This is a genomic window from Polaromonas sp. P4_F9 (assembly GCF_056401235.1).
The window spans coordinates 78,431-101,815 of the sequence record NZ_JBFUJT010000019.1; the positions used below are offsets into that span (position 1 = coordinate 78,431).

Annotated in this window: 21 protein-coding genes; 15 read left to right on the forward strand and 6 right to left on the reverse strand. The window is 64.4% G+C overall.

The window, feature by feature from the left end; all coding sequences use genetic code 11:
• The first annotated feature begins 11 nt into the window (after positions 1-11).
• The 11 genes from AC1DUB_RS17520 to AC1DUB_RS17570 all read left to right on the forward strand — a co-directional run bounded on the left by AC1DUB_RS17520 (position 12) and on the right by AC1DUB_RS17570 (position 9,899).
• Complete coding sequence (locus tag AC1DUB_RS17520) at positions 12-926, forward strand: LpxL/LpxP family acyltransferase (RefSeq protein ID WP_477730618.1); 915 nt, start codon at positions 12-14, stop codon at positions 924-926.
• 22 nt (positions 927-948) lie between these two features.
• Positions 949-1,542, forward strand: coding sequence for a LolA-related protein (locus tag AC1DUB_RS17525; RefSeq protein WP_477730599.1), 594 nt, complete (start codon positions 949-951; stop codon positions 1,540-1,542).
• Positions 1,539-3,887 carry an MMPL family transporter gene (locus AC1DUB_RS17530; RefSeq protein ID WP_477730600.1) on the forward strand — a complete coding sequence of 783 codons (2,349 nt, stop codon included), beginning with the start codon at positions 1,539-1,541 and terminating at the stop codon, positions 3,885-3,887. The genes AC1DUB_RS17525 and AC1DUB_RS17530 overlap by 4 nt, the downstream gene beginning before the upstream one ends.
• A complete protein-coding gene (locus tag AC1DUB_RS17535) occupies positions 3,853-4,683 on the forward strand; it encodes a polysaccharide deacetylase family protein (RefSeq protein ID WP_477730601.1) in 831 nt (276 codons plus the stop codon). The genes AC1DUB_RS17530 and AC1DUB_RS17535 overlap by 35 nt, the downstream gene beginning before the upstream one ends.
• A gap of 88 nt (positions 4,684-4,771) precedes the next feature.
• Positions 4,772-5,482, forward strand: coding sequence for a phosphatase PAP2 family protein (locus AC1DUB_RS17540; protein ID WP_477730602.1), 711 nt, complete (start codon positions 4,772-4,774; stop codon positions 5,480-5,482).
• A 78-nt stretch (positions 5,483-5,560) separates the two neighbouring features.
• On the forward strand, positions 5,561-6,757 hold the full coding sequence (locus AC1DUB_RS17545) for a beta-ketoacyl-[acyl-carrier-protein] synthase family protein (protein ID WP_477730619.1): 1,197 nt from the start codon (positions 5,561-5,563) through the stop codon (positions 6,755-6,757).
• A 25-nt stretch (positions 6,758-6,782) separates the two neighbouring features.
• Positions 6,783-7,616, forward strand: coding sequence for a beta-ketoacyl synthase chain length factor (locus AC1DUB_RS17550; protein WP_477730603.1), 834 nt, complete (start codon positions 6,783-6,785; stop codon positions 7,614-7,616).
• Complete coding sequence (locus AC1DUB_RS17555) at positions 7,613-8,119, forward strand: hotdog family protein (RefSeq protein WP_477730604.1); 507 nt, start codon at positions 7,613-7,615, stop codon at positions 8,117-8,119. The genes AC1DUB_RS17550 and AC1DUB_RS17555 overlap by 4 nt, the downstream gene beginning before the upstream one ends.
• A 27-nt stretch (positions 8,120-8,146) precedes the next feature.
• On the forward strand, positions 8,147-8,878 hold the full coding sequence (gene fabG, locus AC1DUB_RS17560) for a 3-oxoacyl-ACP reductase FabG (RefSeq protein WP_477718617.1): 732 nt from the start codon (positions 8,147-8,149) through the stop codon (positions 8,876-8,878).
• Positions 8,879-9,128: 250 nt separating this feature from the next.
• Entirely contained in the window at positions 9,129-9,332 is a 204-nt protein-coding gene (locus tag AC1DUB_RS17565; protein WP_477730605.1) for a hypothetical protein, read from the forward strand.
• A gap of 6 nt (positions 9,333-9,338) precedes the next feature.
• A complete protein-coding gene (locus AC1DUB_RS17570) occupies positions 9,339-9,899 on the forward strand; it encodes a class I SAM-dependent methyltransferase (RefSeq protein ID WP_477730606.1) in 561 nt (186 codons plus the stop codon).
• 146 nt (positions 9,900-10,045) lie between these two features.
• Here the strand turns inward: AC1DUB_RS17570 and AC1DUB_RS17575 are convergent, their stop codons facing one another.
• The 3 genes from AC1DUB_RS17575 to AC1DUB_RS17585 are packed head-to-tail and all read right to left on the reverse strand — an operon-like array spanning position 10,046 to position 13,055.
• On the reverse strand, positions 10,046-10,822 hold the full coding sequence (locus AC1DUB_RS17575) for a glycosyltransferase family 2 protein (RefSeq protein WP_477730607.1): 777 nt from the start codon (positions 10,820-10,822) through the stop codon (positions 10,046-10,048).
• A 42-nt stretch (positions 10,823-10,864) separates the two neighbouring features.
• Positions 10,865-11,680: a lysophospholipid acyltransferase family protein gene (locus AC1DUB_RS17580; protein WP_477730608.1), complete on the reverse strand. Its 816-nt coding sequence runs from the start codon at positions 11,678-11,680 to the stop codon at positions 10,865-10,867.
• A gap of 22 nt (positions 11,681-11,702) precedes the next feature.
• Positions 11,703-13,055 (reverse strand): NAD(P)/FAD-dependent oxidoreductase, encoded by a 1,353-nt coding sequence (locus tag AC1DUB_RS17585; protein WP_477730609.1) that lies wholly within the window; start codon positions 13,053-13,055, stop codon positions 11,703-11,705.
• 143 nt (positions 13,056-13,198) lie between these two features.
• On the opposite strand from AC1DUB_RS17585, the gene AC1DUB_RS17590 reads away from it, so the two are divergent.
• The 4 genes from AC1DUB_RS17590 (at position 13,199) to AC1DUB_RS17605 (ending at position 19,858) form a co-directional block, all read left to right on the forward strand.
• On the forward strand, positions 13,199-15,424 hold the full coding sequence (locus AC1DUB_RS17590; RefSeq protein ID WP_477730610.1) for an FUSC family protein: 2,226 nt from the start codon (positions 13,199-13,201) through the stop codon (positions 15,422-15,424).
• An 86-nt stretch (positions 15,425-15,510) separates the two neighbouring features.
• Entirely contained in the window at positions 15,511-18,144 is a 2,634-nt protein-coding gene (mutS, locus tag AC1DUB_RS17595; protein ID WP_477730611.1) for a DNA mismatch repair protein MutS, read from the forward strand.
• A gap of 33 nt (positions 18,145-18,177) precedes the next feature.
• A complete protein-coding gene (locus AC1DUB_RS17600; protein WP_477718623.1) occupies positions 18,178-19,005 on the forward strand; it encodes a proteasome-type protease in 828 nt (275 codons plus the stop codon).
• A gap of 4 nt (positions 19,006-19,009) precedes the next feature.
• Positions 19,010-19,858: an alpha/beta hydrolase gene (locus AC1DUB_RS17605; protein WP_477730612.1), complete on the forward strand. Its 849-nt coding sequence runs from the start codon at positions 19,010-19,012 to the stop codon at positions 19,856-19,858.
• A 134-nt stretch (positions 19,859-19,992) separates the two neighbouring features.
• On the opposite strand, the gene AC1DUB_RS17610 is transcribed toward AC1DUB_RS17605, so the two are convergent.
• From AC1DUB_RS17610 to AC1DUB_RS17620, 3 genes are all read right to left on the reverse strand, one after another.
• Positions 19,993-20,826, reverse strand: coding sequence for an IclR family transcriptional regulator (locus tag AC1DUB_RS17610; protein WP_477730613.1), 834 nt, complete (start codon positions 20,824-20,826; stop codon positions 19,993-19,995).
• An 82-nt stretch (positions 20,827-20,908) separates the two neighbouring features.
• Positions 20,909-21,628, reverse strand: coding sequence for an SDR family NAD(P)-dependent oxidoreductase (locus tag AC1DUB_RS17615; protein ID WP_477730614.1), 720 nt, complete (start codon positions 21,626-21,628; stop codon positions 20,909-20,911).
• A gap of 544 nt (positions 21,629-22,172) precedes the next feature.
• The gene (locus tag AC1DUB_RS17620) at positions 22,173-23,168 is read right to left on the reverse strand and encodes a tripartite tricarboxylate transporter substrate binding protein (RefSeq protein ID WP_477730615.1); all 996 of its coding nucleotides are present in this window, start codon (positions 23,166-23,168) and stop codon (positions 22,173-22,175) included.
• Positions 23,169-23,385: the final 217 nt, after the last annotated feature.

Below are 23,385 nucleotides of genomic sequence, written 5' to 3' on the forward strand. Positions count from 1 at the left end.
AGCCCAGCAACATGCTGATGCTGCGCGTGATGACGTGGATTTCGCTGCGTTTGGGCCGCAGTGCCGGCCGCTTTGTGCTTTACGGCATCGCTGCCTATTTTCTGCTTGCCGACGCGGCGGCGCGCCGGGCCTCCCGGGATTACCTGCGCCGCGTGCTCGGGCTGCCCGGTGCTGCCCGGGTCGGCTGGCGCCATGTTTTCCGGCACTTTTTGTGCTTTGCCTCGACCATTCATGACCGGATCTACCTGATCAACGACCGCTTCAACCTGTTCGACATCCGCGTTCACCAGGAACACCTGGTGGCTGAACTCACCGCTGCGCATCAAGGCGTGTTTTTGATGGGCGCCCATGCCGGCAGTTTTGAAGTGCTGCGCGCTATCGGTCGCCGGCAACCCGGCCTGCGCGTGGCCATGGTGATGTACGAGGAAAACGCGCGCAAACTCAACGCAGCCCTGAGCGCCATCAACCCGGCGGCGCAGCAGGACATCGTCCCGCTGGGCCATGCCGATTCGATGCTCCGGGTCAACGACCTGCTGTCGGCCGGCAGCGTTGTCGGCATGCTCGCCGACCGCCGCCTGAACCGTGACGCGACCCGTCCCATACCGTTTCTTGGCGAGCCCGCCGAGTTTCCCGTGGGGCCGTTCCGGATGGCGGCCATCTTGCGGCGTCCGGTGTTTTTCATGGTCGGGCTGTACCGTGGCGGCAATCGCTACGATATCCACTTTGAAACGCTGGCCGATTTTTCCAGCATTGCCGCGGGCGGACGCGAGGCCGCGGTGCAGGCCGCGATGGCACGTTACGCGCTGCTGCTGGAGCAGCATTGCCGCACGGCGCCGTACAACTGGTTCAACTTTTTTGACTTCTGGCAGGCGGACAATCCGTTGCCCGCCGCAAACCCGGTTTCCCCCCATGATTCAAACGCTTGAAATGCCAGAAACGCAATCCCCGATGATCAGGCCCGTGCCAGGCCTGAAGGTCCTTCTGGCCGGGGTCGGCCTGCTGCTGGGCCTGTGCTGCGCACCGGCCCTCGCCGCCTGGGATGTGGCGCAGCTGATGCAGGGGCTGGCCCAGAACAAGTCGGGCCGCGCCAGCTTTGTCGAAACCAAATACATCGCGCTGCTCGACAAGCCGGTGGAATCATCCGGCGAGCTGCTCTACACCGCGCCCGACCGGCTGGAAAAACGCACGCTCAAGCCCAAGCCCGAGTCGCTGCTGATTGAAGGCGGCAACCTCACCGTCGAACGCGGCAAGCGCCGCATGGTGCTGAGCCTGCAGGAGCATCCCGAACTGGCCGCATTCACCGAAAGCATACGCGGCACCCTGGCCGGCGACACGGTCGCGCTCAAACGCATCTACAACCTGGACCTGGAAGGCAGCGAGGAGCGTTGGACGCTGACCTTGCGTCCGATCGAAACAAAGATGCTGGACGTGGTGCAGCGCATCCGCATTGCCGGCAGCCGTGCCGAGGTGAAGTCGATTGAAATCGAGCAGACCGACAAGGATCGCTCGGTGATGCTCATCGACAAGCTGGCCGCGCCATGATGGCAAGGTTGTTCCGGCGCCAGTTCTTGCCGGTCTGGATCTGGCTGGCATTTTTACTGGCCTGCGGCGCCATCATCAGCCGGACCACCATCACCACCGACCTGTCGGCATTTTTGCCGCGCAATCCCACGGCCGAGCAGCAACTGCTGATGGATCAACTGCGTGAGGGCCTGGCCTCGCGTCTGATTCTGGTGGGCATCGAAGGTGCGGACGCTCCCACCCGCGCCAGGCTTTCCAAAGAGGTCGCCCAGCGCCTGCGCACCGATCCTGCTTTTATCTCCGTCAACAACGGCGAGCCCGTCAACACCGAGCGCGACCGCGCCTACCTGTTCAACAACCGCTACCTGCTCAGCTCCGCCGTGACGCCTGAACGCTTCAGCGCGGAAGGCCTGCATGCAGCCCTGGGCGAAAGCATAGACCTGCTGGCCTCGCCCGCCGGCTTGCTGATGAAGTCCTTGCTGCCCCGCGACCCGACCGGCGAAATGGTGCAGCTGCTCGGCGAACTCGACAGCGGCAAACGCCCGCCATTGGTCGACGGCGCCTGGGCTTCACGCGACGGTGCACGCGCCCTGATGCTGCTGCAAACGCGTGCGGCAGGCTCCGACACCGATGCCCAGCAGCGCGCCATGGCCGCCATCCGGCAGGCGTTTGACGCGGCACCCCAGGCCAGCCCCGCCGCCCGGCTGGTGATGAGCGGCCCCGGCGTGTTTTCAGTGACCTCCCGCGAAACCATCCAGAGCCAGGTCAGCCGCCTGTCCCTGATCAGCGTCGTGCTCATTGCCACGCTGTTATTGCTGGTTTACCGCTCCCTGACAGCGCTGGCATTGGGTTTTTTACCCGTCCTCAGCGGTGTGCTGGCAGGTATTGCGGCCGTGAGCCTGGGCTTTGGGACGGTGCACGGCATTACCCTGGGATTCGGCACTGCGCTGATCGGCGAGGCGGTGGACTATTCGATCTACCTCTTTGTGCAATCCGAACAGGCCGGTGCCGACCCGCAAAACTGGGTCAAGCGCTTCTGGCCCACTGTGCGGCTCGGCGTGCTGACCTCGATATTCGGCTTTGCATCGCTGCTGCTGTCGGGCTTTCCGGGTCTGGCGCAACTTGGCCTGTATGCGATTGCCGGCCTGGTCGCGGCGGCCATCATGACCCGCTTTGTGCTGCCTCACCTGCTGCCGGCAAAGTTTCGCATCCATGATGTATCGGCCATAGGCCGCGTGCTGAGCCGCTTGACCCTGCGCGCCGGGGCACTGCGCTGGCCGGCGGCCATCCTCTTGCTGGGCGCCTGCGCCGTCCTCGTGAGCCAGCGCGCCACCTTGCTCAATGAGAAGATTTCCTCGTTGAGCCCGGTGTCGCAAGCCGAGGTGGCGCTGGACGAGCGCCTGCGTGCCGACATGGGCGCGCCTGATGTGCGTTACCTGGTGGTGGTGTCCGGCACCAGCCGGGAATCCGTGCTGCATTATTCCGAGCAGGTGGCTACGCTGCTGCAGGCGCAGGTCGATCAGGGCGAACTCGCCGGATTTGAAAGCCCCAGCCGCTATCTCCCGAGCGCCGCGACCCAACGCGCCCGCCAGGCCAGCCTGCCCCCGCCCGGCCCGCTGCAGGTGCGCCTGGCAGAGGCCGTTCAGGGGCTGCCGGTGCGCGCGCAACTGTTCACGCCATTTCTTGCCGACGTTGAAGCCACCCGCAGCAGGCCCTTGCTGCAGGCGGGCGACCTGGAGCGGACCTCCATGGCCATGGCGGTAGATGCCTTGCTGCTCCGGCAAGACCGCGGCTGGACGGCCTTGCTACCGCTCAAGGCCCCTGAAGGCGCCGGCATCAACGCCGGGAAGATTCGCGCCGCCCTAGGCGCCACGGGCCTGCCGAACGTGCTGTTTGTCGACATGAAAGCCGAATCCGACCGGCTGTATTCGGGCTACCTGCATGAAGCCACGCTGCTCTCGCTGGGCGGGCTGGTCGCCATTGTCGGGCTGCTGCTGGTGGTGTTCCGCTCGCCGCAGCGCGTGCTGCGCACCATCGCCCCCCTGGCCGCCGCTGTGGTTACAGTCACCGCGGGGCTGGCCCTGTTTGGCCAGCAACTGAGCATTTTGCATCTGGTGGGCCTGCTGCTGGTGGTAGCCGTGGGCTCCAACTACGCGCTGTTTTTTGACCGGCCCGAGCCGCTGGAGCCGATCTCCCACCGCACCCTTGCCTCGATGCTGCTGGCCAACCTCACCACCGTTGCAGGTTTTGGGCTGCTGGCTTTTTCCAAGGTATCCATACTGCACGCCATGGGCGTCACCGTGGCACCGGGCGTCATCCTGGCGCTGGTGTATGCAGCGATTTTTGCGAGACCATCCCGTGCCTGATCCGCGCTGGCACTCCACGCCGCTGATCCGCGCATCCCTTGCGCTGCATGGGCTGGCACTGGCCGCCGTCGTCACCGTACCCGGGCTGTGGCCCTGGGCGCTGGCCGCCGTGGTGGCCAATCACCTGCTGATTGCCGGCGCTGGCCTGTGGCCGCGCAGCCACTGGCTGGGGCCGAACTGGACACGGCTGCCCGCCGCCGCCACGGCCAGAAATGAAATCGCCCTGACCATCGATGATGGCCCCGACCCCGTCGTCACCCCGCAAGTACTGGACCTGCTGGATCGCCATGCGGTGCAGGCCACTTTTTTCTGCATCGGTGAACTGGCCGCGCGCTACCCGGACCTGTGCCGCGAAATCGTCAGCCGCGGACATGCCGTCGAAAACCACAGCCAGCATCACCGCCATTATTTTTCCCTGATGGGCCCGCGCGGCCTGGCGCGGGAACTGCACGCCGCGCAAGAGACGCTCACCCGGATCTGCGGCCAGCGCCCCTTGTTCTTCCGTGCCCCGGCCGGCTTGCGCAACCCCTTTCTGGAGCCGGTACTGGCCCGGTTCGGGCTCAGGCTCGCCAGCTGGTCCGCGCGGGGTTTCGACACCCGCATCGACGATGCCGAGCGCGTGAAAAGCAGCCTGCTGCGCGGCCTGCGGGCGGGCGCCATCCTGCTGCTGCACGATGGCCATGCCGCGCGCACATCCCGGGGTGTCCCGATCATTCTTGAGGTGCTGCCCGCCGTGCTCGACGCCGCTGCAGCCGCCGGCCTGCGTGTTGTCACCTTGCGCCAGGCCTTGTCATGACCACCCGCTGTTGCCGGCCAGCAAGCCTGCGTCAAGCCGGCTTGCCCGGAGGGTGGCCAGGCAACAGCTGCCCGGTGGAGTACGCGCCGTGATCGACAACAGTCCAAGCAATCCAAAGACCGCCTGGTACCGTCAGGCAGCCGCGGTGATTCCCAAGCACCTGTATCTGAAAAGCATCGGCACGACGATTTTCATCAGCCTGTTTTTTTGCGCTTACTTCTACCTGCTCAGGAACCCTGCCTACGCAACGACGGTGATGCCTGTCACCGGGCTGGATCACCTGATTCGCTTTGAACCGCTGGCCTTGCCGCTGTATGTGTCGCTGTGGGTCTATGTTTCCATACTGCCGGCCTTTTTTGCAAACCGGCGCGAACTCTACCGGTATGGCGCCGCCATGGCGCTGATGTGCATGGCCGGTTTGTCCATTTTTTATTTCTGGCCCACGGCCGCACCCACGCCCGATATCGACTGGACCCGGTATCCTGATATGGGCCTTCTCAAAAATATCGATGCCTCGGGCAATGCCTGCCCTTCCCTGCACGTCGCCACCGCGTTCTTTTCGGGTTTCTGGCTGCATCGCCTGCTTCGTCGCTTCGGTGGACCGCTGTGGATACTCCTGCTCAACTGGGCCTGGTGTATCGGTATCATTTATTCGACACTGGCAGTCCGCCAGCACGTGGCGGTGGACGTCGCAGGGGGCCTTGTGCTCGGCGGGCTGGCGGCCTGGTTGTCACTGCGCCGGCTCGTGCCCGCGAAAATCGAAGAAGTTGCGGGAAAAGTCCGCAACGCTTCCTCCTGACGTTCTGCCCGACCGCCCGACTGCCCGGCCCCTGTATTTGCTAACATCTCACTTCATCTTTTGATTGGCTAGTTTTTTCTGAACCCGCTCTGGCTCTCCCATTTCACCGCCACCAGCTGCATCGGCCAAGGCTTGGGCGAGACGCTGGCCTCGCTGCGGGCGCAGCGCAGCGGCCTGAAGCCCTGCGATTTCGATTCGGCTGACCTGCCCACCTGGATTGGGGCCGTCGAGGGCCTGGCCGACGAGGCCTTGCCTGCCGGACTCCAGGCATTCGATTGCCGCAACAACCGGCTGGCCCGGCTTGCCCTGCGGCAAGACAATTTCGAGCAGGCGGTACGGGACGTGGCCGCACGCGTAGGACACCGGCGAATCGGCATCTTCCTGGGCACCAGCACCTCCGGCATCCTGCAGACCGAGCTCGCCTACCGCGACCTGGACCCTGCCACCGGCGCGCTGCCCGCCAGCTTTATGTATGCGTCCACGCACAACCCCTTCTCGGTGACGGCCTTCGTGCGCGAGTATTTCCGTCTCGAAGGACCGGCGGTGACGGTGTCTTCGGCCTGCTCATCCAGCGCCAAGGTCTTCGCTTCGGCCCGCCGCATGATGGCCGCCGGGTTGATTGACGCGGCCATCGTCGGCGGGGTGGATTCTCTGTGCCTGACCACGCTGTACGGCTTCAACTCGCTGGATCTGCTGTCGCGCAGCCCGTGCCAACCCTTTGACGCCGCGCGCAAGGGCATCTCCATCGGCGAAGGTGCGGCCTTTGCACTGCTGGAGAGGACGCCTGGGAGTCTGGACGCCAGCGCGGTGCTGCTGCGCGGCGCCGGTGAATCCAGCGACGCTCACCACATGTCGGCGCCGCATCCGGAAGGGCTGGGCGCCGTCATGGCGATGCGGCAGGCACTGGCCAGCGCGGGCCTGCCGCCCGCCGGGATCGACTACATCAACCTGCACGGCACGGCCACCCCCTCCAACGACGCGGCGGAGAGCAAGGCCGTCGCCACCGTTTTTGGCGCGCATGCGCTGCCCTGCAGCTCCACCAAGGGGGCGACCGGCCACACGCTCGGAGCCGCCGGTGGCATAGAGGCCGTGATCAGCGCGCTGGCCCTGCAGCAGGGTTTCATGCCGGGCGGCGTGAATACCGACAGCGTAGACCCCGACCTGCCGGTCAACTACCTGCTGGAAAACCGCGATCAGGCGCTGACGCATGTGCTCAGCAATTCTTTCGGTTTCGGCGGCACCAACTGCAGCCTTGTTTTTGGCCGCGCCGGCTGAATGCCGAATACGTGAAACGCCGGATATGACTACATCCAACCCACCCGCCGCCAACCCGCTCACGGTTTTTGTCGAGGGCATAGGACTGTTAGGCCCCGGTTTTTCCAGCTGGGAAGAAGGCCGCCAGCACCTGGCGGGCCTGACACCTTATGCCTCGCAAAAAACGCTGCTGCCTTCGCCGATGTCGCTGCCAGCGGCGGAACGCCGGCGTGCCGGTGCGGTCATCAAGGTTTCACTGGCGGTCGGCCATGAGGCGGTTAACGCGGCCGGGCTTAGCGCCGCCGAACTGCCCTCGGTGTTCAGCTCCTCAAGTGGTGACGGTGTCAATTGCCACGAGATCTGCTCGGCGCTGGCATCGAGCGACCGGCTGATTTCTCCCACCCGTTTTCACAATTCGGTGCACAACGCGGCATCGGGTTACTGGAGCATTTCCACCGGCGCCATGCCCTCTTCGTCGGTGCTGTGCGCCTACGACGGCAGCTTTGCCGCCAGCTTGCTGGAAGCGATGACGCAGGCCGTCATCGACGACACCCCGGTGCTGCTGGTGGCCTACGACACCGATTACCCGGAACCGCTGCACAGCAAGCGGCCGGTGCCCGACACGATGGGCGTGGCGCTGGTCATCCGCCCCGGCGCCAGCGCACGCAGCCTGGCCCGCATCACGCTGCAGGGCGGCAACGGCCTGACCACGGCTGCGGCCACTGTGATGAGCGACGCCGGGCTGGAGTTCCTGCGCCAGACCATTCCGGCCGCCCGCGCCTTGCCTCTGTTGCAGGCTCTTGCCCAACAGCAGGCGGCAGCGCTGGTACTGGATTACCTGGAAGGCACGCAACTGGCGCTGGAAGTCGCGCCGCCATGAACAGGCAGCCCCTGAACCGGGACGACATCGCCCGCCGCATTCCCCACCAGGGCAGCATGTGCCTGCTCGATACCGTCATGGCCTGGGACGACAGCCACATCCGTTGCCAGGCCAGCAGCCATCGCGCCCCCGACCACCCGCTGCGGGCCCATGGCCGGCTGGGAGCGGCCTGCGGCGTGGAATATGCGGCGCAAGCCATGGCGGTGCACGGCACCCTGGTGGCGGAGGCGGCTGCGGGCACTGTCGGCGGCAGCTCGCCGCCGCGCGCCGGCTACCTGGCCAGCATGCGTAGCGTGAACCTGTATGTCGAACGGCTGGACACGGTGCCCGGCCCCCTGACTGTCAGCGCGGAGCGGATGACGGGCGACGCCAACACCGTGCTCTACAGTTTCACGGTGCAGGCCGGCGCCCAGACCCTGCTCAGCGGGCGGGCGGTTGTCGTGCTCGATGCGGCCCTCTTGCCGAGTCGCGTCAAAAGCAGCGGCAGCGGCAGCACGGGCTGAACCATCCGGCCCTTCAAGGACACCTTCATGACCCCTCCCCTCAAACGCGCACTTGTCACCGGCGGCAGCGGCGGCATCGGCTCGGCCATCTGCCGGCGCCTGGCGGCCGACGGCTTCAGCGTCATTGTTCACGCCAACAGCCATCTGGCCACGGCGCAGGCCGTGGCGGCCAGCATCGCGGCCGACGGCGGCCAGGCGCAGGCCGTGGCTTTTGATGTCACCGATGCGTCCGCCACGGCGGCTGCGCTGGAGGCCCTGCTCGAACAGGGGCCCATCCAGGTGCTGGTCAACAACGCCGGCATCCACGACGACGCCGTGTTCCCCGGCATGCAGCTGTCTCAATGGCAGCGCGTGCTGGATGTGTCGCTCAACGGTTTTTTCCACGTCACCCAACCCCTGACGCTGCCGATGATACGGACCCGCTGGGGCCGCATCATCACCATCACCTCCGTGGCCGCCGTGGCCGGCAACCGGGGCCAGGTCAACTATTCGGCGGCCAAGGGAGCCCTGCACGCCGCCACCAAATCGCTGGCCCTCGAAGTGGCCAGCCGCGGCATCACCGTCAATGCCGTGGCACCGGGCATCATTGACACGGCCATGAGCAATAGCAGCTTCAGTTCCGACGTCATCGAACGCATGGTGCCGATGAAGCGGGCCGGCCGGGCCGATGAAGTGGCCGACCTCGTCGGTTTTCTGGCATCAGAGCGGGCGGCTTACATCAGCGGGCAGATCATTTCCATCAATGGCGGCATGATCTGACCCCCGAACCAGCAGTTATCCGCTTGACTGTTGAAAAAGACGTGTAAAACTGGCTGATCCAGCGTCAAGGGCAATCACCTCAAGGGGAGAGCACAACGCACCCCATCAAGCCCCCCGGGGCACGCCTGGCCGCGTTGCTCCTCCTTGCAGACATCAGCCTGCGTCATCGTCGCACCTTGCCAACGCACGCCCATGACGGCCCACCCCCGGCGCGTCCAACTGCCGTTTCAGGTCTAGAGGTAAATACCCCATGAAGACTTCCGAACCCGTCCCTACGACGCATGCACCCCATATTCCGCTCACTGACTACTACCAGACAGAGCAGGATAGGCAAGCCTATTTGCGCAAGATCTTTGACAATACCGCTGCGGATTACGACCGTATCGAGGCGATGTTGGCATGGGGCACCGGTTCCCGTTACCGGCACCAGGCCCTGATCCGGGGCGGTTTGTAAGCGGGCATGAAAGTGCTCGATGTGGGCGTGGGAACCGGCCTGGTTGCTGCGCAGGCCTGCCTCTTGGCCGGCGATCCCGCCTTGGTCACCGGGGTTGATCCCAGCCCCGGCATGATGGCAGCCAGCAAGCTGCCCAAGACCATGGTGCTGATGGAGGGCCGGGCCGAATCATTGCCCTTTCCGGACAACCACTTTGATTTCCTGAGCATGGGCTATGCACTTCGCCACATCAGTGACCTGGGTGTGGCGTTTGCAGAGTTTCAACGGGTATTGAAGCCCGGAGGCCGCCTGTGCATCCTTGAAATAACCCAGGCGAAAAGCGGCTTGGGACAGTGGCTGCTCAAAACTTACATGCGGGGTGTGATACCGCTGCTGACACGGTTTATTTCCCGGGAAAAAGATACAGCAACGATCTGGCGTTACTACTGGGACAGCATAGAAGCCTGCGTCCCTCCCGAACAGGTCATGGCCACACTGAGGGCGGCCGGGCTGACGCAGGTCAAGCAACACCTGGAGGTTGGCGTGTTTTCGGAATACCAGGCGATCAAACCCGGGAACGCCAGTTGACGGCCTGCCGCAGGAAGGCAGGCATCATGAACACTGGCTTTGGGACGAACACCGTCACTAGGAGGAGAAGCGCCAGCCCAGCCTGAACCGCCAGCACCCATGGGCTGCGCTCAGCTGCCGCTCCAGCAAAAAACTCCCAGGATTGTTCATGGGCGCCCGAACAAGCGCCTCGCCAGCAACACGGGCAGACGCAGCACAAACCCCAGAAACAGGCGCGAGTGCATCCAGCTCAGCAAGAGGTTGTCGCGCAGGTAGTTGAAGTGCGAGACCCCGCCTTCGTCGGCGCGAAAATATCTGACGGTGGCCGGCAGGTTGACCGGCTTGACGCCGCGCCAGCACATGCGCACCGCCGCCTCGGGGTCAAAGTCAAAACGGCGCATCCAGCGCTGCCCATGCATCACCTCGCGCAGCGGCGCAATCGGGTAGACGCGAAAGCCGAACAGCGAATCGCCAATGCCGGCCCACAGGGTCTCCAGGTTGGCCCAACCGTTCGACAGCTTGCGGCCGTTGACGCGCAGGCGCGGCGCATCGGCCGCGAACACCGGCGCACCCAGCACCATGACGGCGGGCTGGGCGGCGGAGGTGGCCATGAAGTCGGGAATCAGCGGCGCCGGGTGCTGGCCGTCGGAGTCCATGGTCAGCACATGCGTGAAGCCTTGCGCCGCGGCCAGGTCCAGCCCGTGCAGCACGGCAGCGCCCTTGCCAACGTTGTGCGGCAGCACGATCACCCGCAAGCCTTCATCCTGCGCCGCCATCGCCTGCAGGCCTTCGGCGCTGGCATCGGTGCTGCCATCGACCACCACCCAGACAGGCGTCCACTGCGCGCGTGCCGAACGCACCGTTTCATAGACCTTGGGGCCGGGGTTGTAGCTGGGAATCAGGACAAGATGCGTGCGGGACGCGCTGGGCAACAAAGCATTCATGGACACGAAAGAAAGATAGAGAAAAAGCGAAAGCGGCCAGGTTCAGGCCGGCGGCGCCTTGGCAGGAAAGTCGGGCAACTGCGCATGCGCCAGCTCCGCCTGGAAGTATTGCTCCAGCTCGCTGACAAAATGCGCCGTATGCTGGGGCGGATCAAACCGCTTGCCAAGCCGGACCCGGTAAGTGATGGGCATTTTAGGCGTCCAGAACACCGACCAGCCTTTGCCCAGAAAAGCCGAATCGGTTTCGATAAACACCGTCTGCACCGGCACGCCGGCATTTTTGGCGATCAGCCCCGTCGTCCCCTGCATCGCACCCACAGGAAACCGGTTGGTGCGCGTGCCCTCCGGAAACAGCAGCAAATGGCTGCCCTGGTGTAAATCGGCAACGCCCAATTGCACCATGGTACGGATCGGCGTGTTGCGGATGTAGCCGGTCAGCCGTGCCCCCGCGCCAAAAAAGACACTGTTGACCAGTTCGGCCTTCATGATGCAGGCCGCATTGGGCAGGCGCGACAAAATCATCACGGCGTCGAGCAGCGAGGGGTGATTGGGCGCTATTAGCATGGCCGGCTCTCCCTGCAGCGTATCCAGCGCGGCCAGGTCAAAGCGGCAGGCCCCCATGAGTGCCAGAAAACGCAAGTAACCCCGGGCCAGCAGGTTGACCAGCTTGCGGCCTATCCGCTTGCTCAGCGCGCGCGGCAAGAGCGCGCGCATCGGCAAGGCCAGCAAGGTCACGGTCAGGCAGATCACGCCCAGCAGCGCGAAGCCCAGGTGCAGCCTGACGGTTTCATGCAGGGCCCTGCGAGCGGCGTGCAGCTTGAGGTGTTCGTTCAGCACAGCATGGGGCTTGTGTTCCATAAAGTCAGGCCTGTGGCCGGCCTTAGCGGGCAGCCGTTTCAGCACCCTCTACGACGCGAATGTTGGCCTTGCGCATGCGCATGGCCTGCCACGAGCGTTTGAGATTCCAGGCTGATGCAATGTAGAAAATGCCCTTGAGCACCGCCAGTGACCGCCAGATCGGTGTTTTGCCAAAAATATCGCCCGCCAGCATTGACAGCAACGCTTCTTTCACGCGCCACACATTGCTCGGATCCATGAACATGTCGCGCATGGTCGGGTTGGTCACGCGGTAAATGAACCACGAAAACTCCTTGGGGCCCAGCCGCACCTGCTGGTCAAAATGCGCTAGCGCCGACGCGGCTTTGGCGGGTTCGCGCAGGCAGGTGTCGACCGTCTCGGCCCCGACAAAGCCGCCCTGCATCGCCAGCATCACACCGGACGAAAACACCGGGTCAATGAAGGTGAAGGCATCGCCAATCATCACGTAGTTGGGGCCGTGCGTGCGGTCGCAGGCGTAAGAGAAATTGCCGGTCGCCTCCACTTCGGAGGCCAGCGTCGCGTGGGCCAGCCGCTCGCTCAGGGCCGGGCACATCGCAATCGTGTCGAGGAAAAAATCCCTGACGGGCTTGGTGCGGCTCTTCAAATAATGCGGCCAGACCACGGCGCCAATGCTGGTGAAGCCGTCCGCCAGCGGGATCAGCCAGAACCAGCCATGCTCGAACCAGAAGATGGTGATGTTGCCTTCGTCCTGGCCCGGATGCCGGCTTGCACCGGTGAAGTGCCCATAGAGCGCAGAACTGTTGTGCTTGGGATTGCGGCGCTTGACGTCGAACTGTTTGCCCAGCAAGGTGTCCCGCCCCGAGGCGTCCACTACAAAGCGGGCCCGCCAGTGCTGGACGCTGCCATCCTCGTGCTGCGCATGAACCGTGGCGCCGCTGTGGTCGGCAGCAAACGCCACGTCCTTGACACGGCAGCCTTCAATGACTTCGGCACCCAGGCGGGCGGCATTGCGGATCAGAATTTCGTCGAACTCGGAGCGCCGCACCTGGTAGGAAAACGGCATGGATTTGTCCCAAGCGTCGCCGAACTTGAAGGTCTGGCTCTTGGCCTCATGCCAGGGCGAGACAAATTCGGCGCCCCATTTCTCCATGCCGATGGCCTTGACGGCGTCAGCCACGCCGAGTTTTTCAAACAATGGCAGGTTGGCCGGCAGCAGCGACTCGCCGATGTGAAAGCGCGGATGGTGTTCTTTTTCGAGGACCACGACCTTGTGCCCCCGCTGTGCCAGCAGCGCCCCTGCCGTGGCCCCCGCCGGACCACCACCGATCACGAGTACGTCGCATTCGTTCAGGGTTTCCGGGAATGTAGGGGTCGGTGAACTCTGTTCGGTCATTGCGTTCTTTCGTTGGAGTGGGATAGGCATCAATTGCAATGAATTGACGGCATTCCGGCAACCAGGGCAATTTACCACGCCTCAAGCACCCCACTTGGCGCACATCACCCAGCCGCCATTGGGTAAAGTGTGTGCAACGCACCATGAACCGCACCCAGCCTGCCCTGAACACCCCGCTGCCGCTGGCAGCACGCCTGCAGGGCCAGGCGAAAAGCTGGTTGCGGGTCGTCCTGAGCCAGTATGTAGCCAATGGCCTCACGGTCTCGCTGGGCCTGGTGCTGATCATGCTGGCCATCTTCGAGGCTGCCGGCCTGGCCGCGGCCTCTACCGCCGCGGTCGGCGTCCTGGTCACCAGCCTGCCGGATGTACCCGCCCCGCGAAAGCGCAAGATCATGCAGATGCTGCCCGCCCCGCTGCTGGGAGTGCCGCTGTTCGTGCTGGTGCAGCTGGTGCGCCAGGACGCGGTGTTGCTGGGCGTGGTGCTGGTAGCCGGCACCTTCCTGGCCGTCATGATGATGGCCTGGGGCAAGCGCGGCGGCCCCATCTGCTTTTCACTGATGTTCGCCATGCTGTTTTCGATGGCCGCGCCACCTGTCGACTTGCTGGAGCAGATCGCCCTGGATGCCGGCTGGTTTCTGGCTGGCGCCGTGCTGTACCTGCTCTGGGCCGTGCTCACCACCCACCTGCTCAACCAGCGCTATCGCACCCAGCTGCTGGCCGAATGCCTGAACAGCTTTGCGCAAATCCTGCGCACACAGGCCTGGCGTTTCGCCCCGCAGCCCGACCACCAGGCGCTGCTGGCCAGCATGCTGCAGCAGCAGGCAGAGCTGGCAGACCACCTGCAAAACACGCGCGACGTGGTGCTGGAGTCGCCCACCACGCCGCCGCGCCAGCGCCTGGCCGCCATGCTGCTCAGCCTGCTCGAAGCGCGCGACCACCAGCTGGCCTGCGACCTGGACCTGGACATCCTGCTGGACCACAGCGCCGGCACCGCCACCCTGCCGGCGCTGCAGCAGGCGCTCAACGCCACCGCCAGCGGCCTGGAGGCGCTCAGCCTGTCCCTGCTGCTGGGCAAGTCGGGCCATGCGATTGACGCCATGGACGACCTGCGCGCGCAGCTGGCCGGCGTGCTGCCGCCGCGCACCGCCCCGCTGAACGCGCTGGAGCCCGATCCGCTGCAAACACAGCTACCCGATACCGTGGCGCTGCTGCACAACATGACGGACCGCATCGGCCACATCAACGACGAGGCGGTGAAAATTACCACCCTGGCGCGTGGCGACCTGGCACCCGAGCTGGCGGCCGTGCGCACGCAATGGCAGCTCTTTGTCAGCGCCACCACCTGGTCGTGGAAGCCGCTGCTGGGCCAGCTGACCTGGCGCGCGCCCACGCTGCGCTATGCGCTGCGCGCCACGCTGGCAGTCGGCGCCGGCTACCTCGTGTCCCTGCGCCTGCCGTGGGTGGCGCATGAATACTGGATCCTGCTCACCATCGTCGTCGTGATGCGCGGCAACCTCGCGCAAACCGTGCAGCGCCGCAATGCGCGCGTGGGCGGCACCCTGCTGGGCTGCGGGCTGGTCATGGCGATACTGGCCACCCATCCAGGCGCCCGCACCCTCTTCCTCGTGGTGGCGCTGAGCATGGGGCTGGCGCATGCCTTTGCCCTGCGCCGTTATCTCTTCACCTCCATCGCCGCGACGGTGTCCGGCCTGCTGCAGGCCCACCTGCTGCTGGTCGGCGAGCAATTCACTTTCGCGGTGGGCGAGCGGCTGGCCGACACCCTGCTCGGCGCCCTGATTGCCTGGATCTTCAGCTATGTCCTGCCGGCCTGGGAGCGCAACCAGATCCCGGCCCTGGTGCGGCGAAGCGTTCAGGCGCAGATCCGGCATGCCCGGCTGGCACTGGCCCTGCTCGGCGCCCCGCAAACCTCGGACCTGCCCTGGCGGCTGGCCCGCCGTGACGCATACAACAGCCTCTCGGAGCTGACCCTGGCCACCCAGCGTACCCTGGCCGAACCGAGCCAGGTCAGGCCGCCGCTCGAGCCGCTGGAGGCCCTGCAGGCACGCAGCTACCAGCTGCTGGCCCAGCTCACGGCGGTCAAGTCACTGCTCCTGCTGCGCCGCGCGCAACTCGATTTGTCGGTGGCCGGCCCCGCACTGGCGCAGGCCGCCGAGCGCATTGCGGCTGAACTGTCCGGCACCGCAGCCACGCCGCAGGCCGTCGAACTCCCGATTGCCGGCCAGCCCTTCCAGCCCCGGCCCGACCCCCTCGTGGCAACCGACCTGACCCCCTGGCTGCTGCGCCGACTGGCGCTGGCCTGTGCCATGGCCCGGGAGCTGCGGCAGGCGGCGGCCCGTGCGCTGGCCTGAAGCAGACCACATTGACATTGATAATGCTGTTTTCAGCAGTATTCAGCACCAGTCAGTATTGAACTGCATGACGTCCTACCAAAAGCATGAGTGAAACCATCCGGGTGACCCCAGAACACACCAATCCCGCCGGGCCGCTTGAGCGGCATACCCCCATGATGCAGCAGTACCTTGGCATCAAGGCCGGGTATCCCGACACGCTGGTCTTCTACCGCATGGGTGACTTTTACGAGGTCTTTTTCGCCGACGCTGAAAAAGCCGCGCGCCTGCTCGACATCACGCTGACGCGGCGCGGCCAGTCGGGCGGCGAGCCGGTGGTGATGGCCGGCGTGCCCTTTCATTCGCTGGAAGGCTACCTGGCCAAACTGATCAAGCTTGGCGAGTCCGTCGCCATCTGCGAGCAGGTCGGCGACGTTGCCACCAGCAAAGGCCCGGTCGAGCGCAAGGTGGTGCGCGTGGTGACGCCTGGCACGCTCACCGATACCGAGCTGCTGAACGACAAGGCCGAATCGATTTTGCTGGCCGTGCACCAGGGCGCGCGCAATACCTGCGGGCTGGCCTGGCTGAGCGTCACGCAGGGTGAGATTCACCTGGCGCATTGCGTCAATGACGAACTGGAAACCTGGCTGGCGCGCATCAACCCCAGCGAACTGCTTTACAACGTCGACGTCACGCCGGCGTTTGAGCAGCGCCTGAAGACCCAGCGCTGCGCGGCCAGCGCCCGCCCGGCCTGGCAGTTTGACGGGGCGCTGGGCGCGCGCCGCCTGCTCGAGCAGCTCAAGGTGGCTTCACTGGCCTCATGGAACGCAGAAGCGCTGACCGAGGCCCATGCCGCCGCCTCGGCGCTGCTGGGCTACGCCGAACATACGCAGGGCCGGGCGCTGCCCCATGTGCAGGGCCTGCAGGTGGTGCGGTCGGGCGAACTCATTGAACTGCCCCAAAGCACGCGCCGCAACCTCGAACTGACGCAAACCCTGCGCGGCGAAGATTCTCCCACGCTGTTTTCGCTGCTCGACACCTGCACTACCGGCATGGGCAGCCGTGCATTGAAAAGCTGGCTGCTGAGCCCGCGCCGCGACCGCGCGCAGGCACAAACCCGCCTCGAAGCGATTGCGCATTTGCGGGGTGGTTCACAGCAAACCCTGCGCGCCAGCCTCAAGGGCTGCAGCGATGTCGAACGCATCACCGCCCGCCTCGCGCTGCGGCAGGTCAGGCCGCGCGAACTGGTGGCGCTGCGCCAGACCCTGGACAAGTTGCTGCAACAATCAGAGCACGCCGCCGGCGAAAACATTGGGCTGCCGGAACTGTTGACCCGAATTTTTGAGGATCTGCAGCCCCCGCCAGGATGCACCGAATTGCTGGGCCGCTATGTGCTCGATGAGCCCGCCGCGCTGATTCGCGATGGCGGCGTCATCAACCACGGCTGCGACGCCGACCTCGACGAACTGCGTGCCATCCAGACCAACTGCGACGGCTTTCTGCTTGAACTGGAAGGCCGTGAAAAAGCCCGCACCGGCATTGCCAACCTGCGCGTGCAATTCAACAAGGTGCACGGTTTCTACATCGAGGTCACGCAGGGCCAGCTCGACAAGGTGCCCGACGACTACCGCCGCCGCCAGACCCTGAAAAATGCCGAGCGCTACATCACGCCCGAACTCAAGGCCTTTGAAGACAAGGCGCTGTCGGCGCAGGAGCGCGCGCTCGCACGCGAAAAGTGGCTGTACGAGCAACTGCTCGACCAGTTGCAGGCCTTCATTCCCGCGCTGAGCCGCCTGGCGCGCGCCCTCGCCTCGCTCGACGCCCTGTGCGCGCTGGCCGAGCGCTCGCTCACGCTGAACTGGGCCGCCCCGGTGTTTGTGAAGGAACCCTGCATCGACATCACCCAGGGCCGCCATCCGGTGGTTGAAGCCCGTCTGGCGGAAACCGGTGGCGGCTCCTTCATCGCCAACGATTGCAGCCTGAGCGGCAAACACCGCATGCAGGTCATCACCGGCCCCAACATGGGCGGCAAGTCCACTTATATGCGCCAGGTCGCGCTGATCGTGCTGCTGGCCAGCGTGGGCTCCTACGTGCCGGCCGCCCGTTGCCGGCTCGGGCCCATAGACGCCATCCACACCCGCATCGGCGCCGCCGACGACGTGGCCAACGCGCAGTCCACCTTCATGCTCGAGATGACCGAGGCGGCGCAGATCCTGCATACCGCCACGCCGCATTCGCTGGTGCTGATGGACGAAATCGGCCGCGGCACCTCGACCTTTGACGGTCTGGCGCTCGCCGGCGGGATTGCCGCGTATCTGCACAACAAGACCCAGGCCTTCACCCTGTTTGCCACGCATTATTTTGAGCTGACCGAATTCCCCGCGCAGCACCATGGCGCCATCAATGTCCATGTCAGCGCAGTGGAATCGGGGGCGAATATTGTGTTTCTGCACCACATCGAACCCGGCCCTGCCAGCAAGAGCTACGGCATTGCCGTGGCAAAACTCGCCGGCGTGCCCAGCGCGGTGGTCACCCATGCCCGCCACGCGCTGAATGCGCTGGAAACGCAGCAGACCGAAACACGCGCCCAGGTGGATCTTTTTGCCGCCCCGCCGGCAACAGCCGCCCCCGAGCAAACAGCGCTTGACAGGGCATTGGATACCATAGACCCTGATACGCTGAGCCCCCGCGAAGCGCTGGATGCGCTCTACCAGCTGAAAAAGCTGTCGGCGCTGGCTTGAATGCGAAATACCAAACCCCTTCACCCAACTGCCATGACTTATTGCACTGCCATCAAACTGAATGCCGGTCTGGTCTTTTTGTCAGACTCCCGCACCAATGCCGGACTCGACCACATCAGCACCTTCCGCAAAATGATCGTCTACGAAAAGGCCGGCGACCGCTTCATGGTGCTGCTGACCGCCGGCAACCTGTCGATCTCGCAGTCGGTGCGCGAGATTCTCCAGATCGAGCACATCAAGGACGCCGAAACCGGCGAATCCATCACCATCTGGAACGCCAAAAGCATGTTCGATGCCGCCCGCGTGCTGGGCTCGGCGATACGCCACGTCTATGACCGCGATGCCGACGCCCTGCGGAAAGCCGACGTCGATTTCAATGTCTCGCTGATCTTTGGCGGCCAGATTCGGGGTGAAGGCATGCGCCTGTTCCAGATGTACTCGGCCGGCAACTTCATTGAAGCCACGGGTGAAACGCCTTACTTCCAGGTGGGCGAATCGAAATACGGCAAGCCGGTGCTCGACCGCGTCATCACCCCCGAGACGCCACTGGCGGAAGCCGCCAAATGCGCGCTGGTGTCGATGGACTCGACCATGAAGTCCAATCTCTCGGTGGGCATGCCGCTGGACCTCGTGGTGTACGAGGCTGACAGTTTCCAGAGCGACAAGGTGGTTTGCATCGACAGCAGCAACCCCTATTACTCGATGCTGCACAACAACTGGGGCAGACGGTTGCGCGAAGTGTTCGACAGCATTGAAGACCCGGTATGGGACGACGCGCACACCGACATCCCGCTGAAAATGCCGGCAAGCCGCCATGACCCGCTCAAGAAAATCAGCGGTCCCAACGAAAAGCTGATTTAAACCCGTGCCTTCTACTTCCTCTGCCAAAGCCCTGGTCATCTTCTCGCACGGCAACAGCTTTCCCGCCAGCACCTATGGCGTGCTGTTCAAGAGCCTCAAGGCCCGTGGCTTTCAGGTCAAGGCGATTGAAAAATTCGGCCACGACCCGCGCTACCCCGTCACCAGCAACTGGCCTCACCTGGTGCAGCAGCTTGCCGACTTCACCAGCCAGGAGGTCGAAAAGTCCGGCCAGCCCGCTTTCCTGGTCGGCCACTCGCTGGGCGGTTTTTTAAGCCTGATGTGCGCGGCGCGAAACCCGGTGCTGGGCGGCCTGCCGGTGCGGGGCGTGCTGATGCTTGACTCGCCGATTCTGGGAGGCTGGCGCGCTACCGCGCTCAGCGTAGCCAAGCGCGCCCAGCTCGTGGGCTCCATCTCGCCGGGCGCCATCAGCCGCAGGCGCAAACAGCAGTGGCTGGGCCGCGACGAAGTGCTGGCGCATTTCCGCAGCAAAAAAGCCTTTGCCCAGTGGGATGAGCAGGTGCTGATTGACTACATCGAGCACGGCACACACGATGCCGACACGGGCACCGGCAGCCAGCGCCTGCTGAGCTTTGACCGCGATGTGGAAACCAGCATCTACAACACCCTACCCGACAACCTGGAGAGCCTGCTAAAAGCGCATCCACTCAAATGCCCGGTCGCCTTCATCGGCGGACGGCAGTCGGCCGAGATGAAACAGGTCGGGATGGCCATGACGGAGAAGGTGACGAAGGGGCGGATCATGATGCTTGATGGCAGTCATCTGTTTCCCATGGAGAAGCCTGAGGCTACCGCGGCGGCTGTCGAGGCGGCTCTGCGGAATTTTGCTGATTAACTTTTCGGGTTGGGTTTGCTGAGGCTTGCTGGCCGGGGGTAGCCCGGCGGCTACTTACTTTTCTCTTGGCGACGCAAGAGAAAGTGAGTCGCCCGCCGGGGCGAGTCCCGGCCAGCCACCTCAGCAAAAACCCACTACAAAATATCCGCAGCAGAAAGCTCCGGCGTCTCCGCAATCCGCGCCGAAATCGCACGGCAAGCCTCCAGCAGCGGCGCCACATAAGCCTGCTCGGGATTGTCCTTCTGCCGGAACATCAGCGTGCTGACGCTGATCGCCGCCACCGGCACCCCGTGGCTGCCCAGGATGGCCGCACCGAAGCAAAAAATACCGGCTTCGTTTTCTTCGCTGTCCACCGACCAGCCCCGCTCCCGCGTGACCCGCAGTTGTGCCTGCAGATCCGCCAGCTCGACCACGGTGCTGGGTGTGTAGCGCGGCATGGGTAAATTTTCAAGCAATGGGTTCAGCGTTGCCGCGTCCAGCGCGGCAATATAGGCTTTGCCCACCGCCGTGGAATGCAGTGACACGCTGGTGCCTATGCGCGAGGCCATGCGTACCGCGCTCGGGCTCTCGAGCTTTTCGATGTACACCATGCTGGTGCCGTTAGGTACCGCCAGGTGCACGGTCTCGCCTGTGACATCGCGCAGGCGCTTGAGTTCGTCCACGGCCGCCAGCCGGAGTTCTGAACGGCCCCAGCTGCGGCTGGCCAGCTGGATGAGTCGCGGGCCCAGCGCAAGGGACGCGCTGCGGGTGTTCTCGACCAGCAGCCGCTCGGCCAGCAGGGCTGCAACGATGCGATGCACCGTCGGGCGCGGATAACCGCTGGCCCGCATCAAGGCGCCGACGTTGAGCGGCTCGGTCGAATCGGCCACCAGCTGCAGCACGTGCATGAACTTCGAAAACGACGCCGTGCCCGCCACTTGGGCCAGGGCAGGCTTGGTTACAGCGGACGGTGGTCGGGAAGCGGGCATGGGCAGGGCGATGTGCGGTGAGAGCTGATGAACAAAAAGGATTATCCCTGCTGGCCCGGCCCGCAACGCGTCAGGAGACCCGTCAGGACACCATGTAGCCACCATCAACCGGCAGGATCACGCCGGTCATGAACGCCGCCGCCGGCGTGCACAGGAACATGGCGGCCTGGGCCACATCGGCCGGCGTGCCCCAGCGCCCCAGCGGCGTCCGCGCCAGGATGGGGCCGGCGCGCGCCGGGTCGTCCTGCAGCGCCTGCGTGAGCGGTGTGGCAATCCAGCCGGGCGCGATGGCATTGACACGGATGCCGTCGGCCGCATAGGCGATGGCCAGCGACTTGGTGAGCTGCGCCACCCCGCCCTTGCTGGCCGCATAGCCCGGCACCAGCCCGCCACCAAAGAAGCTCAGCATGGAAGCGGTGTTGACGATGCAGCCGCGGCTGGCTTTGAGCCGTTCGCGCGTGGCGGTGCAGACCCGCATGGTGCCGGTCAGGTTGACGGCCAGCACCTGCTCGAACACGTCCAGGTCATGCTCTGCGCCACGCTTGATGATGCCCGCGCAGTTGAAGACGATGTCGAGCTGGTCCATGCCGGCCAGCGCCGCGTCCAGGCTCTGCGCCGACGTCACATCGGCCTGCCGCACGGCGACCGCCGCGTCCAGCGTACCGTCGCCCGGCCCCAGCCCGAGGGCCGTGACCTCGGCGCCCAATGCCGCCAGATGGTTGGCAATCACGGCGCCTATGCCCTGCGTCGCACCGGCGACCAGCGCCCGCTTGCCCTTGAAGAGTGCTGCCTGATAAGTCATGAGGATTCCTGGGTTGTCGGATAGGTGTAAAAGCGGCCTCACCAGCGCAGGACAGCCACCGCTACGCTATCAAAATAATAGCTGCATGCAACTTTCCCGCCTGGGCTGCATGCCTTTTGTTTTACTCCTTCCCGCCTTTGTGGGAAGGCTGGGATGGGGGCTGCGACCGATGCAAAAGACTGCAGCTTTTTTATACGCCGCCGGCCCTCACCCCAACCCTCTCCCAAAGGGCGAGGTAGCAAGAAAAGCGCATCGTACGCATTGAGCTGAGTAGTTACAAATCTTTCTCAAGATTTTGGTAACTACTCAGTCCTTCCTGTCTTGAGCAGTGATGCTTCCCCGTTTTACTCTTCCCGCCTTTGGAGCGAAGGGTCGCAGTGTCTCACTGCAACACGTGGGGCTGGGATGGGGCCGCGACCGATGCAAAAGACTGCGGCTTTTTATACGCCGCTGGCCCTCACCCCAACCCTCTCCCAAAGGGCGAGGGAGCAAGAAATGCGTATCGCATACATTGAGCTGAGTAGTTACAAATTTTGGCTAAACCCTAGTTCTTGATGTTCAGCTTGGCCATCAGCGTCTTGAAGTAAGCGCTGTCTTTGGCCATGTTGGCTTTGAAGGCCGCTTCGTCGGCATAGGCAAAGCCCAGGTTCTGCTTTTCCAGGACCTCGCGGAATGCCGGCTCATTGGCGGCCTTGAGCGTCACGGACTTGAGATAGGCCACGACTTCTGGCGGCGTGTTTTTCGGCGCCGCAATGCCGCGCCAGGTGCCAATGGTCAGGTCGATGTTGCGCTCCTTCAGCGTGGGCACTTTCTCAAAACCCTTGACGCGCTGGTCTGCCATGACGGCCAGGGTTTTCAGCTTGCCGGCCTGCACGTAGGTCGTCACTTCCGCAGGGCTCACGGCCACCGAGTCCACATGCCCGCCCAGCAGCGCCAGCACGGCCGGGCCAGCACCCTGGTAGGGGATGTGGTTGAACTTCACATTGGTCTTGTCTTCCAGCGCGGCCGCTGCCAGGTGCCAGATCGAGCCATTGCCCGCATTGCCCACGCCGACCGTGCCGCTGTCTTTGCGGGCGGCCGCGAGGAATTCCTCGATGGTGTTCCACGGCGCATCGGCGCGCACGGTGATGGCGGCCTGGTCGGCGTTCAGGCGGGCAATCGGCGTGAAGTCGTCGTAGGTGAACTTGGCCAGGCCCATGTGCGGCAGCGTGGTGACCTCCACCGTGACCACCGCCAGTTTGTAGCCGTCGGGTTTGGCGTTGATGACGTCCTGCCAGCCGATGGCGCCGCTGGCGCCGGGCTTGTTGACGATGACCACACTCTGCGGCATGTGTTTGCGCGAAGCGTCGGCAAAGGCGCGCGCCAGCGCATCGGTGCCGCCGCCCGGCTGGAAGGGCACGACCAGCTCAATGGCGTGGTTGGGGAAGTCGCGCACTTGCGCCACGGCGTTGCCGGTCAGGCCCGCGGTAAGGGCCAGGGCGGCAGGCAGCAGGGCTGCCGCGGCAAAGCGACGACGTGTGAGCTTGTTGATCATCTTCATGTAAATGTCTCCTTATATCTTTCAAATAGTTCAAACTTCAGTGGTCAGGACATGGTTGAGAGTCTTGATTGCTGAACCGGTTGACTCACCGCTGTGCAGCCTGTGTCTCCTGCGAGCCCGAGCTCGAATGACAGCCCAGGGCGCACGGTGGTGGTCTCTTTGTTCTGCTGCATCCCGAATGGTTGACCGAACACATTTCGTATTCATAAGGCTGGGA